An 11,947-nucleotide genomic window follows, 5' to 3' on the forward strand; every position below is an offset into this window, starting at 1 on the left:
ACACCGCCCTGGAAGCCGTCGCTGCACGCGTCCGGCGCCACGAAGAGCAACTCCGCCGACTTACCACCCGGGTCAGCTGAAAGCGTTAACCGGCCAACGCCCAGAACCAGCGTCATTAGCCGGATAAGCGCTCGATAACGCAGCGGCCGAGGCGTTCAACAGCACGCTCAAGGTCGAGTACGTGCACCGTCACCGGTTCCGCACCCGGGCCGAAGCCCGTCTGAAGATCGCCACCTGGATCGCGGACTTCTATAACACCATCCGCAGACACAGTGCGAACGACGGCTTGGCGCCCATCACATTCGAACGTCACATGATCGAGAAGAGGACAGCCTCATCGGCCCTGCTGAGGACCGCTGTGGCATAGATCCGTCTCCACGCTTTGAGGGGATTGACACTCCAGCTTGGCAGGGTTCACGGACTCCAGGGCTGTGCCGTGGGATCTGCTCGATCGGGTCTTGACTTCGACGACGACGAGGGTGGGGCCGTCTTCGGCGATGATGTCGATCTCTCCGTAACGGCAGCGCCAGTTGCGTTCGAGGATCTTCATGCCCTTGGCCTCCAGGTAGATCACGGCTATTTGCTCGCCCTGTTTGCCGAGCTCGAGGTCGTTCTTCGTGGCCATGCGCCCCTCCGTCAGGTCGGCTTCGGTCCGGTCCGGTACGGGAACCGACCTTGGCGGATGGGGGGTGGTGGCCGTCGAGCCGAGCGGGATTCTGGGGATTGTGGAGCGATGAGCGCTGTGGCTTGTGGATAGGGGGCCGCGATCTGTTGGCGACTTGGGGGTGAAATGCCAGGGCATGCTGCGATGAAGACGGTGTCGAGCGTGAGATGCGACCCACACGCCGACGTCGTAAGCGGACGTGACGAGGAACGTCTCGGCGCCAGAGGCATCTCAGGGGGCCTTAGAGGTCCTAACAAAATGAATCTTGACCGGCCGTGCATCCATGCTTCGATGCCCATCGAGATGTCTGGAGCCTAAGTTGCGTTCCGGAGCCGTTGTCGGTCTCCGCCGGGTTGTGGTCAGTGAGTGTGCCCTGTCCGGTCGTGTAACGCACTGAACTGGAGGCCGTGGTTGTCCGATGAGATTCCGACCACTGATAATCGCGAACCGGCGCTGGTCGTCACGTCGATGATCGACCACGTACTCGACCTGGCGGCGACCTGGACAACGTGGGACGGTCGCCCGGTGCGCGCCGATGAGCGGGTCTACACCCCGCACAAGGCAATCCGCCGAGTCACCGATCACCTCATCGATCACCTCGCCGAGGTGGAAGCACGGCTGGCCGGCGACCCAACGATCCCTGATCGCTGGCATGCGTCGGCGAGCACAACTCCTGCCGATCTGGCGCCCTTCACCGACCAAGACCTGAACGAGGCCAGGAGCCGGCTCACCCGGCTCAGCCGGATCTGGGCCGACCGACTGACCGCGCTCACTCCAGACCAGCTCGACCGGTCGCCCGGTGAGGGCTGGACATTCCGGCAGATCGCGTTCCACCTGGCAGACTCGGCCTACTACGCCGACGCCGTTGGGGACCTGTCGGCGGTTGGATCCGATCGCTGACCTGTTATCAGCTTCTCGTGAGCCGTCGCCAGCAGATGATTGCGGCGGCGAGGGTCATGAAGGCCTCGTGGATGTCGTCGCGGACCTCCCAGCGGATGCGCAGGCGGAGGCGGGCCGCTTGCGAGGGCGGCCGCGCACCGGCGGGATGGCCTTGATCAGCGGCAGGAGCTGAGTGACGTCGTTGCGGTTGCCGCCGGTTAACGACACGGCGAGGGGGATCCCATTGCCGTCGGTGATGACGTGGTGTTTCGAGCCCGGCTTGGCGCGGTCAACCGGGCTCGGCCCGGTTTTGGGCCACCCTTGAGCGTCCGGACGTGGGAGCTGTCGATCACCGCCTTGGACCAGTCCAGCTGACCAGCGGCGTGCAACTCGGCGAGCAGCAACTGGTGCAGCTTGTCCCACACCTCGGCCTGATGCCAGTCCCGCAACCTGCGCCAGCAGGTCATCCCCGAACCGAAGCCAAGCTCTTGCGGCAGGAACTCCCAGGCAATGCCTGTGTAGAGCACGAACAGGATGCCCGACAGGACCTTCCGGTTATCCAGGCGCTTGCGGCCCGGGTGATCGGCACGGCGTGGCACAATCGGCAACAACGGCTCAATCCGCGCCCACAACTCGTCGGGCACGATCCACGGTGGCTGCTCGCCCTTACTCACAGCGATGATCAACCTGAAGATGATCACCTTTATTCTTAGATCATTTTGTTAGGACCTCTTAGCCTCAAGGCGCCTTCGCCTCAAGGCGCCAGGCACGTGGAGGCAAACACGTGGAGGCAAACACGTGGAGGCAAACACGTGGAGGCAAGCACGTGGGGCTTGCAGGCGCGCAAGGGCGACAGACATGCGGAGGGTGTCCAGGCCTACGCGAAGTGCCAGGCATGCGCGGAGCGCTAGCTAAACGAGAAGTGCCAGGCATACGCGCAGCAGCAGGCACACACGCAGCGGCAGGCACATGGGCAGCAGCAGGCACACGAGCAGCGCCAGGCACACGCAGCGCCAGGCGCGGGCAGTGCCAGGGCGGGCAGCGCCAGGGCGGGCAGCGCCAGGCATGCGCGGGAGCGCCAGGTCCATAAACGTTCAGCGCCGAGGCAGGCGAAGCCGTGCGGGCGCGGTCTGGTGCCGGATGGTGGTGCCGCAGGCAATAGACATAGACACCGTGGCGGGACGCGACCTCACAGAGCCGGTAAGCCTGACGCCGCGGGAAGACCTGCCGAGGTGGCAGCGCGGGCTGCAGATTGATCGCTAGCCGTGTCGGCTGCCAGCTACACCGGTAGGGCGGGGTCAGCGGAACCGGTCGAGGGCCTCGTCATAGATACGATCGAAATTGATCTTGAAGTGTCGCCCATCCGGCGTCGTGAGACCGACGGTCACGAATTCCGCACCCTGTGGCGTCTGGATCTCGACGCCTGCTCCTGCCCGCGGGATGGTCCTCCGCAAGACCTTGGCATCCCGGTCGATGGTGTGGACCACCTGTTGATCCGAGATCGTCAAGTAGCCGCCGATCCAGCCCTGGCGACTGTCGATCGAGGCAAAACCGTGGATCATGCAGGAACGGTCACCGAGCCATCGGCATGCGACTTCGCGCGAGGCATCCCCCACCGACGAGGAGCCGAGCCCAGGAACCAACCGAGGAGGCCGCCGAGAATGGTGCCAGGCTACGTTCCAGGGCAGGCAGACGCGCGCATCGACCACTGCCAAGCGGGCCCCGGACCCGACCGGACCCAGCGGACGGTAGGCGGGCCACGCCCGACCTGGCGGACGGTAGGCGGACGAGCCGAGAGCCACCCGACCCACCCCGCTCGAACACGGGCTACCCCGAGAACCCTTCCTTCGGCATCTCCAGATCGGCCTTGGCCAGCTCCTCCACGTTGACATCCTTAAACGTGACCACCCGCACGTTCTTCACGAATCGCGCCGGCCGATACATGTCCCACACCCAAGCGTCCTGCATCTTCACATCGAAGAAGACATCGCCGTTCTCCGCGGTACGGACGTCGAGGTCGACCGAGTTGGTCAGATAGAAGCGCCGCTCAGTCTCCACGACGTATGTGAACAAACCGACGACATCACGGTATTCGCGGTAAAGCTGCAGCTCCATCTCGGTTTCGTACTTTTCGAGATCCTCTGCGCTCATCGCGGTCCTCCTGTCGTACCGGTCCCCCGGTTTGCCTGCTCAGGCAACCCCGGCCCCCATTTCATTCTCACCCATCTCCCTGGCCACCGTGACGAAGGAGTAACGGTGATCAGGACATGGGCCGTGCGCTTCCAGCGCCAGCCGATGCCCCGGTGTGACGTACCCCTTGTGCTCGGCGAAGCCGTACTGCGGGAAACGTTCGTCGAGCCCCACCATCAGGCGGTCCCTCGTCACCTTGGCCACGATGGACGCGGCCGCCACGCACGCGGCCACCTGATCCCCCTTCCACACGGCGAGCGACGGCGCGGGCAGCCCGGGTACCGGGAAGCCGTCCGTCAGGATGTACTCCGGGTCACAGGGCAACTGTGCAACAGCTCGCCGCATTCCTGAAACGTTGCACTTGTGAAGACCTTTGGCATCGATCTCCCCCGGCGGGATGATCACGATGCCTACGTGGGAGACACGCGTGATCCGATCGTAGAGACGCTCGCGCACCGCAGGCGTGAGGAGTTTCGAGTCGCCGAGGCCGTCGATCTCCCTGCGCAGGATCACGGCCGCCACCACGAGCGGCCCCGCGCAGGCGCCGCGGCCTGCCTCGTCGACGCCGGCGATCGGGGTGAGGCCGCGACGGGCCAGCGCCCGCTCATAGGCGTAGAGTCCGGAATCGCGCCGGACGACACTCGGTCGAGGGCGGAACGCAACTGTCATGACAGAGGCAGCGTACGCCCCATTCGCCGCAGCCCGCGACCGAAAGCCCTCTCTACTTGACCTTGTCGAAAATGTCGGGCCGGGAGAAGAGATAGCCGCGGGACAGCGGCCAATACCGCACGACCGCCTTGCCGACCACCGCCTCTTCGGAGATGAACCCCTTACCCGGCTCATCCATGTGGGCCCGGGAGTCGGCTGAGGCGCTGCGATGATCTCCCATCAGCCACAGTTTCCCGGCAGGCACGGTGATGTTGAACTTGTCATCGGAAGCGTAATCGCCGGGGTACAGGTAGGACGTCTCGTCCAGGGGCGTGCCGTTGACGCTGATGCGCTTTTTCGAGTCGCAGCACACCACCTTGTCGCCGCCGACGCCGATGACGCGCTTGATGGTGTCCTCGCCGTTCCAGCCCTTGAACACCACGATGTCGCCGCGCTCCGGCTTGCCCGCGAGCTTGTTGACGAACACGCGGTCGTTGACCAGCAGAGTGTTCTCCATCGAGACGGACGGGATGTAGAACGAGCCGACCACGAACGCCTGCAGCAACAACGCGAGGCCGATGCCCAGGACGAGCAGCAGCAGCGTTTCGCGGAAGCCGCCCTTCTTCTTCTCTTTCCCCACGCCCTCCGCCTTCTTGGTGACGGCCATCAACGCCTCCTCCGCAGCCGGCGCCGACGAACCAGGACCAAGGGTACGGCCAGCCCGAACCCGGCGACCAGCGGCATGGACCCGCCGAGCGCCTGCAGCGCGGGCTGCGCGAACGTGTCCGGGATGTCGATCACGCCCGCCCGGTCGAACGGCCAGACCTTCACGAACGCCCGCCCGATGACCTGACCTTCGGGAATGGAACCGCCACCCGGGTCGCCGGTGTGGGAACGCGAGTCGAGCGAGACCGAGCGGTGGTCGCCCATGACCCACAACCGCCCTTGCGGCACCGTGATGTCGAAGAACTTGTCGGATGGAACGTTACCGGGGTAGAGATAACTCTCCTCGTCGATGGGCGTGCCGTTGACCGTGATGCGTCCCTTGGAGTCGCAACACTTGACGTGGTCCCCACCGATGCCGATGACCCGCTTGATGTAGTCCTTCTCGCCGGGCACGATGCCGAACGCCGTGCCCACCCACAGGAAGAACCCCGCGACCGCGTTGGACGGCTCCTCCAACTGGAACTCGCCGTCCCAGGAGTCGACGCCCGAGAAGACCACCACATCGCCGCGCTCGATGTCGCGCGTGTGGTAGACGAGCTTGTTGACCAGGACCCTGTCATTCTTCAGCAGGGTGTTCTCCATCGACTCCGACGGGATGTAGAACGCCTGAACCACAAACGTCTTGATGATCAGGGCCAGCACCAGGGCCACCACGACAAGAACGGGAAGTTCTTTCCAGAACGACCCCTTCTTCTCCTGTTTCTTGTCCTTGGCCGGCTTCTGAGTCTCTTCGGCGACCACGTCCACCTCGTCCTCGACAGGGCGGCGCGCCGCGCCGTACTCCTGGCTCTCGCTAGTCATCGCTGACGAGCCTAGATGATGAATCGGCTCGGCAAGCCTGGACCGACGTTACACCGAGCACGAGTCGCTCCACATAAAGGGAACGGCCCTGTAAAGCCGAATGGTCCGCGCCGGGTGGCGCGGACCATTCGGGGAAAGACCAGGGGCTACTTCGCGGTCGTCGTCTCGCGCTTCTCGCGGATACGGGCGGCCTTGCCGCGCAGGTCACGCATGTAGTAGAGCTTCGCCCTGCGCACGTCGCCGCGGGTCACGAGCACGATCTTCTCGATGACCGGGCTGTGCACGGGGAAGGTGCGCTCGACGCCGACGCCGTAGCTGACCTTGCGGACCGTGAAGGTCTCGCGGGCGCCGCTGCCCTGCCTGCGCAGCACGAAGCCCTTGAAGACCTGGATACGGGAGCGGTTGCCTTCGACGACTCGTACGTGAACCTCGAGCGTGTCACCGGGGCGGAAACCCGGCACGTCGCTGCGCAGGGTCGCCTTCTCGAGCTCCTGGATCTTCGTGTGCATGAGAGCTGTCCTCAAGTCCTCGTGAGCACGCGGAGGTCCACCCGGCCGTGGCTCGCGGCGGACGCGCCTGCTGATGTGATGAACCCGGGATCGTTTCCCGGGCATGGCTGACCAACCAATTGACAGTTGGCAGCGATTCAGTTTGCCATATCTTCCGGCAGGACGCGAAACGAGAGCTCCTCCAGGAGCTTCCTGTCGTGTTTGTCGAGCGTGTCGGGGTCGAGTGCCGCGGCCAGCTCGGGCCGGTTCCGCACGGTGCGGCGCAGCGCCTCGTCCCGTCGCCACCTGGCCACCTTCCCGTGGTGCCCGGAGAGCAACACGGCAGGCACCTCGTGGCCGCGCCAGACGGGCGGTTTGGTGTAAACGGGGCCCTCGACCAGGTTACGCATGGACCCGGGCGCGAAGGAGTCGTCCACGGCCGACTGGGCGTTGCCCAGCACGCCGGGCAGCAGCCGGCCGATGGCCTCCACCATGACCAGCACCGCGACCTCGCCTCCGGCCAGCACGTAATCACCGATGCTGACCTCGTCCACGGGCAGCCGGGTGGCGTACTCGGCCATGACCCGCGAGTCGATCCCCTCGTACCGCCCGCACGCGAACAGCAACCACGGCTCCCCCGCCAGCTCCTGCGCGAGCTCCTGCGTGAACGGCCGCCCGCTCGGCGTCGGCACGATCATCCGCGGCGCGCCGTCCCCGATCACCGCGTCGATGGCCTCGCCCCACACCTCGGGCTTCATGACCATGCCGGGACCACCGCCGTACGGCGTGTCGTCCACCGTCTTGTGCACGTCGTGGGTCCAGTCCCGCAGCTGGTGGATGCGTACGTCGAGCGTGCCGCGCTCACGTGCCTTGCCGATCAGCGACACGTCCAGCGGCGCGAAGTACTCGGGAAAGATGGAGATGATGTCGAGCCGCATCACAGCAGACCCTCCGGCGGGTCGACGACGAGCCGCCCGCCCTGCAGGTCCACCTCGGGCACCAGCGCCTTGACGAACGGGATGAGCGCCTCGTCCGCGCCCTTCCTGCTGACGACCAGCAGGTCCTGCCCATGGTGCAGGACGTCGGTGACCTCGCCCACCGGGTCGCCGGCGACGGTCTCCACCGCCAGGCCGATGAGCTGGTGGTCGTGGAATTCGTCGGGGTCGTCGGACGGCTCCACGTCGGCCGAGTCGATGACCAGCATGGTGTCCCGCAGCTCCTCGGCCGCGTCGCGGCCGGTGACGCCCTCGAACCACACCAGCAGGATGCCCTTGTGCCACCGGCGGGCGGCGACGACGAGCGGCCCCCTGCCTGCGGGGTCGGTCGCGATCGACGTGCCGACGGCGAAGCGCCGCTCGGGCTCGTCGGTGCGTACCTCCACGGTCACTTCACCGCGTACCCCGTGCGGACGGCCTATCCGGCCGACGACCAGCTGCACGTGAATGTGCCCTTTCTTAACGCAAGCGCCCCCATCGGTCGGCAAACCGATGAGGGCGCGGAAACCTGACGCTAACGGACTGCTTCGTGCAGATCGAGCAGGTCGACCCGTACATACTTCCCGTCGGCCAGGGCGTTCACGACTGTACGCAGCGCCTTGGCGGTGCGCCCGCCGCGTCCGATGACCTTACCCAGGTCCTCGGGGTGCACCCGGACCTCCAGGACGCGCCCGCTGCGAATGCGGCGTGCGCGGACCCGGACATCGTCAGGATGTTCGACGATGCCCTTCACGAGGTGCTCGAGAGCCTCCTCGAGCACGTCAGGCCTCGCCCTCGGTCGGGGTCTCGACGGGGGCCTCGGCCTCTTCCTTCTTCTTGGCCCGCTTCGGCGTGGTGGCGGCCGTGCCGGTGTCGCCACCGGACAGCGCCTCCTTGGCCGCGGCCTCGTAGATGGCGTGACGGTCAGGCTTGGGCTCGGCCACCTTCAGCGGCGCCGGGGCGGGCTCGCCCTTGAACTTCTGCCAGTCACCGGTGAGCTTGAGCAGCTTGAGCACCGGCTCGGTCGGCTGCGCGCCGACCCCGAGCCAGTAAGCCGCACGCTCGGCGTTGACCTCGATGCGCGAAGGGTCGTCCTTCGGGTGGTACAGGCCGATCTCCTCGATCGCCCGGCCGTCACGCTTGGTGCGGCTGTCGGCGACGACGATACGGTATTGAGCGTTGCGGATCATGCCGAGCCGCTTGAGCTTGATCTTGACTGCCACGGGTGTGGTCTCTCCTGCATTCGAGCGTGGGTGAACGGCGCTTCGCCGAGTGGGGCACGGCTGGACGACGCTCCAGGGACAGACGCGGCCGGCGGGAGGTTAGAGGGCGCCCGCCTGGTCACGGTGTTCCAACATGTCATTCTGCCAGATCGACGGCACTGCCTACGACCGCATGCGGAACGGCGCCGCAAAGGCTCGGCAACAATCCCGCCTCCCCGCCCTGCCCGCCGGCACCGGAGTGGGGAGCGACTCCCCATCCGAAGGACGGGCCCCGAAAAGGGCAGCACCCCGAGAACGTGCCTTCGGGGTGCGGCGGGTGGTCACTGCTGGCCGGGAAGCTTGAACTTGGAGGGATCGAAGCCCGGCGGCAACTCCATCCCCGGAGGCAGCTTGCCCTGCAGATTCCCCAGCATCCCGCCCTGCTTCGGCTGCGCCGGAGCCTCACCGGACGAGGACGCCTTCTCCAGCGCCGCCTTCCGCGGGTCCCCGCTGACCCGCCGCCCCTTCTTGCTCTTCTTGGCCGCCTTGGCCGCCTTGCCACGCCCGCCCGGCATCCCGGGGATGCCCATGCCCCCGGCCATGCGCTTCATCATCTTCTGCGCCTCGAAGAAGCGGGTGACCAGGTTGCTCACGGCGGTGACCGTGACGCCGGAGCCGCCGGCGATGCGCGCGCGACGCGACCCGTTGATGATCTTGGGGTCCTGGCGCTCGGCCGGCGTCATGGAGCGGATGATCGCGGCGATGCGGTCCAGGTCCCGGTCGTCGATCGCGTTGAGCTGGTCGCGCATCTGCCCCATGCCGGGCATCATGCCGAGCAGGTTCTTGATCGGCCCCATCTTCTGGACCATCATCATCTGCTCGAGGAAGTCCTCGAGCGTGAAGCTCTCGCCCGACGTGAGCTTGCCGGCCATCTTGGCGGCCTGCTCCTCGTCGAACGTCTTCTGCGCCTGCTCGATCAGGGTGAGGATGTCACCCATGTCGAGGATGCGGGACGCCATCCGGTCCGGGTGGAAGGCGTCGAAGTCCTCGAGCTTCTCGCCCGTCGACGCGAACATGATCGGCCGGCCGGTGATGTGCCTGACCGACAGCGCGGCACCGCCTCGGGCGTCGCCGTCGAGCTTGGTCAGCACGACGCCGTCGAAACCGACACCCTCCATGAACGCCTGGGCCGTGGTGACGGCGTCCTGGCCGATCATGGCGTCCACGACGAACAGGATCTCGTCGGGCTGGACCACGTCGCGGATGTCGGCGGCCTGCTTCATCATCTCCTGGTCGATGCCCAGGCGGCCGGCGGTGTCGATGATGACGATGTCGTGATTCAGGCGCTTGGCCTCGTCGAGCGACGTGCGGGCGACCCCGATCGGGTCGCCGACGCCGTTGCCCGGCTCGGGCGCGTAGACGGCGACCTGCGCGCGCTCGCCCACGACCTGGAGCTGCTGGACGGCGTTGGGGCGCTGCAGGTCGGCGGCGACCAGCATGGGCGCGTGGCCCTGCTCGCGCAGCCACCTGGCCAGCTTGCCGGCCAGCGTGGTCTTACCGGCGCCCTGCAGACCGGCGAGCATGATGACGGTCGGCGGCGTCTTGGCGAAGCGGAGCCTGCGGGTCTCACCGCCGAGAATCTCGATCAGCTCGTCATTGACGATCTTGACGACCTGCTGCGCCGGGTTGAGCGCCTGCGAGACCTCGGAGCCGCGGGCGCGCTCCTTCACCTGGGCGACGAAAGTCTTCACCACCGGCAGCGCGACATCGGCCTCCAGCAGGGCGATGCGGATCTCGCGAGTGGTGGCGTCGATGTCGGCGTCGGACAGCCGGCCCTTGGCTCGGAGGGAGGAGAAGACCGATGTCAGCCGGTCGGATAGCGTCTCGAACACGTGGTTGGCCAGTCCTCGAAGCGAATGTACGTCGGAGACTCCAGCCTATCCGCTCTCCTAGCCGCTCCAGCCTGGCACGGCCATGCGAACCGTGAGCGCGTGCTCGACCAGGTTGATCAGAGCGCCTTTGACCGAGTCCTTCGAGCGGGCGTCGAGCCGCACCATCGGGATGTGCGGCGCCAAGGTCAGGGCGTCGCGCACCTCGCCGTCGCTGTGCGGGTACTCCCCGTCCCAGCCGTTCACCCCCACGATGAACGGCAGCTGGGCCTCTTCGAAGTAATCGATGGCGGGGAAGCTGTCGGCCAGGCGGCGCGTGTCCACCAGCACGACGGCGCCGATCGCGCCGCGTACCAGGTCGTCCCACATGAACCAGAACCGATGCTGCCCGGGGGTGCCGAACAGGTAAAGGATCAGGTCACGGTCCAGCGAGACGCGCCCGAAGTCCATGGCCACGGTCGTCGTCGACTTCAGGGGCGTCATGCCCAGGTCGTCGATGCCGGCGGAGGCGTCGGTCATGACGGCCTCCGTGGTCAACGGCATGATCTCCGACACCGCGCCGACGAACGTCGTCTTACCCACGCCGAAGCCCCCGGCCACGACGATCTTCGTCGAGGTCAGGCCGGGGCTAGAGCCTGCGTAGTCCACTGAGCACCCTTTCCAGCAGGTTGACGTCCGGTCTACCCGCATCCAGCTGCGGCTGATGCACTCGTACGAGGCCTTCTGCCGCCATGTCCGCGATCAGAACACGCACCACGCCGAGCGGGATCCGCAGCAGCGCCGAGACCTCCGCCACCGACCTGACCTGCAGGCAGAGCTGGCTGATCGCCTTGTATTCGGGCGTGATGTGCGAGAACTCCCGGTGCTCGGCGGTCGCCGAGGACACCAGCGCCTCCATCGCCAGCTTCACCTTGGGCGCCGTCCGCCCGCCCGTGACGGCGTACGGCCGCACCGGCGAGGCCGGCTCGGCGCCGGAGGGCGAAGGCGGCGGTGGCTCCCAGCCGCCGCTGTTCCACCCGCCGCTGTTCCATGGTGGGTTCGTCACTCACATCACCTGGACTGGCTGGCGCGCAGCTCCGCGCGCACAGCCGGAGTCAGCACCTGACCGGCGCGATCGACCATCAACGTCATCTGGTACGCCACCAGCCCCATGTCACAGTCCGGCGCCGCCAGCACCGCCAGGCACGAGCCGTCGCTGATCGACATGATCAGCATCAGGCCGCGCTGCATCTCCACGATGGTCTGGTTGACCGCGCCGCCTTCGAACACCCTGGCGGCGCCCTGCGTCAGGCTCACCAGTCCCGACGCGATGGCGGCCAGCTGATCGGCCCGGTCGGCCGGGAATCCCGACGATGCCGCGAGCGGCAGCCCGTCGGACGAGACGACCACCGCGTGCGCGACCCCCGGAACCGTACTGACGAAGTCGGTGATTAACCAGTCCACTCCGCGTGCCGCGTGGCTCAGGTCGTTCATACGCCCTCCTCCG

At 66.6% G+C, this 11,947-nt stretch carries 16 protein-coding genes and 2 pseudogenes; 2 read left to right on the forward strand and 16 right to left on the reverse strand.

All coding sequences use genetic code 11. The annotated features are described in order from the left end of the window. Positions 1 to 142: 142 nt before the first annotated feature. Positions 143 to 367: pseudogene (locus ETD86_RS60075) on the forward strand (integrase core domain-containing protein); the annotation flags it as partial. Here ETD86_RS60075 and ETD86_RS16650 read toward each other — a convergent pair. Continuing rightward, complete coding sequence (locus tag ETD86_RS16650) at positions 335 to 625, reverse strand: YraN family protein (protein ID WP_138667070.1); 291 nt, start codon at positions 623 to 625, stop codon at positions 335 to 337. The pseudogene ETD86_RS60075 and the gene ETD86_RS16650 sit on opposite strands and share 33 nt — an antisense overlap. A gap of 450 nt (positions 626 to 1,075) precedes the next feature. Here ETD86_RS16650 and ETD86_RS16655 point away from each other — a divergent pair, with 450 nt between their 5' ends. Beyond that, positions 1,076 to 1,564, forward strand: a complete 489-nt coding sequence (locus ETD86_RS16655) for a DinB family protein (protein ID WP_138667071.1) — start codon at positions 1,076 to 1,078, stop codon at positions 1,562 to 1,564. Positions 1,565 to 1,571: 7 nt separating this feature from the next. Here the strand turns inward: ETD86_RS16655 and ETD86_RS16660 are convergent. The 15 genes and pseudogenes from ETD86_RS16660 to ETD86_RS16730 form a co-directional block, all read right to left on the reverse strand. After that, a pseudogene (locus ETD86_RS16660) lies at positions 1,572 to 2,190 on the reverse strand (IS5 family transposase). A gap of 651 nt (positions 2,191 to 2,841) precedes the next feature. After that, on the reverse strand, positions 2,842 to 3,105 hold the full coding sequence (locus ETD86_RS16665; protein WP_138667072.1) for a hypothetical protein: 264 nt from the start codon (positions 3,103 to 3,105) through the stop codon (positions 2,842 to 2,844). A 265-nt stretch (positions 3,106 to 3,370) separates the two neighbouring features. Next, positions 3,371 to 3,694: a DUF2469 domain-containing protein gene (locus ETD86_RS16670; RefSeq protein WP_026215037.1), complete on the reverse strand. Its 324-nt coding sequence runs from the start codon at positions 3,692 to 3,694 to the stop codon at positions 3,371 to 3,373. Positions 3,695 to 3,733: 39 nt separating this feature from the next. Next, a complete protein-coding gene (locus ETD86_RS16675) occupies positions 3,734 to 4,402 on the reverse strand; it encodes a ribonuclease HII (protein ID WP_138667073.1) in 669 nt (222 codons plus the stop codon). Between the two features lie 52 nt (positions 4,403 to 4,454). Further along, the gene (gene lepB / locus ETD86_RS16680) at positions 4,455 to 5,048 is read right to left on the reverse strand and encodes a signal peptidase I (protein WP_138667074.1); all 594 of its coding nucleotides are present in this window, start codon (positions 5,046 to 5,048) and stop codon (positions 4,455 to 4,457) included. Beyond that, the gene (lepB, locus tag ETD86_RS16685; RefSeq protein ID WP_170223111.1) at positions 5,048 to 5,908 is read right to left on the reverse strand and encodes a signal peptidase I; all 861 of its coding nucleotides are present in this window, start codon (positions 5,906 to 5,908) and stop codon (positions 5,048 to 5,050) included. Before lepB (ETD86_RS16685) ends, lepB (ETD86_RS16680) begins: the two co-directional genes overlap by 1 nt. A gap of 146 nt (positions 5,909 to 6,054) precedes the next feature. Beyond that, a complete protein-coding gene (rplS, locus tag ETD86_RS16690; protein ID WP_138667075.1) occupies positions 6,055 to 6,417 on the reverse strand; it encodes a 50S ribosomal protein L19 in 363 nt (120 codons plus the stop codon). Between the two features lie 137 nt (positions 6,418 to 6,554). Further along, positions 6,555 to 7,334, reverse strand: coding sequence for a tRNA (guanosine(37)-N1)-methyltransferase TrmD (gene trmD, locus ETD86_RS16695; protein ID WP_138667076.1), 780 nt, complete (start codon positions 7,332 to 7,334; stop codon positions 6,555 to 6,557). Then, positions 7,334 to 7,834 carry a ribosome maturation factor RimM gene (gene rimM / locus ETD86_RS16700; protein ID WP_138667077.1) on the reverse strand — a complete coding sequence of 167 codons (501 nt, stop codon included), beginning with the start codon at positions 7,832 to 7,834 and terminating at the stop codon, positions 7,334 to 7,336. The genes trmD and rimM overlap by 1 nt, the downstream gene beginning before the upstream one ends. A gap of 71 nt (positions 7,835 to 7,905) precedes the next feature. Continuing rightward, positions 7,906 to 8,151: an RNA-binding protein gene (locus ETD86_RS16705; protein WP_043634919.1), complete on the reverse strand. Its 246-nt coding sequence runs from the start codon at positions 8,149 to 8,151 to the stop codon at positions 7,906 to 7,908. Between the two features lies 1 nt (position 8,152). Beyond that, complete coding sequence (rpsP, locus tag ETD86_RS16710) at positions 8,153 to 8,593, reverse strand: 30S ribosomal protein S16 (RefSeq protein ID WP_138667078.1); 441 nt, start codon at positions 8,591 to 8,593, stop codon at positions 8,153 to 8,155. 320 nt (positions 8,594 to 8,913) lie between these two features. Then, complete coding sequence (gene ffh / locus ETD86_RS16715) at positions 8,914 to 10,464, reverse strand: signal recognition particle protein (RefSeq protein WP_138667079.1); 1,551 nt, start codon at positions 10,462 to 10,464, stop codon at positions 8,914 to 8,916. 57 nt (positions 10,465 to 10,521) lie between these two features. After that, positions 10,522 to 11,082 (reverse strand): GTP-binding protein, encoded by a 561-nt coding sequence (locus tag ETD86_RS16720; protein ID WP_138667106.1) that lies wholly within the window; start codon positions 11,080 to 11,082, stop codon positions 10,522 to 10,524. A 7-nt stretch (positions 11,083 to 11,089) separates the two neighbouring features. Next, positions 11,090 to 11,506 (reverse strand): DUF742 domain-containing protein, encoded by a 417-nt coding sequence (locus tag ETD86_RS16725; protein ID WP_425465641.1) that lies wholly within the window; start codon positions 11,504 to 11,506, stop codon positions 11,090 to 11,092. 5 nt (positions 11,507 to 11,511) lie between these two features. Continuing rightward, complete coding sequence (locus ETD86_RS16730; protein WP_138667080.1) at positions 11,512 to 11,934, reverse strand: roadblock/LC7 domain-containing protein; 423 nt, start codon at positions 11,932 to 11,934, stop codon at positions 11,512 to 11,514. Positions 11,935 to 11,947: the final 13 nt, after the last annotated feature.

The organism is Nonomuraea turkmeniaca (assembly GCF_005889735.1).
Taxonomy (GTDB): Bacteria; Actinomycetota; Actinomycetes; order Streptosporangiales; family Streptosporangiaceae; genus Nonomuraea; species Nonomuraea turkmeniaca.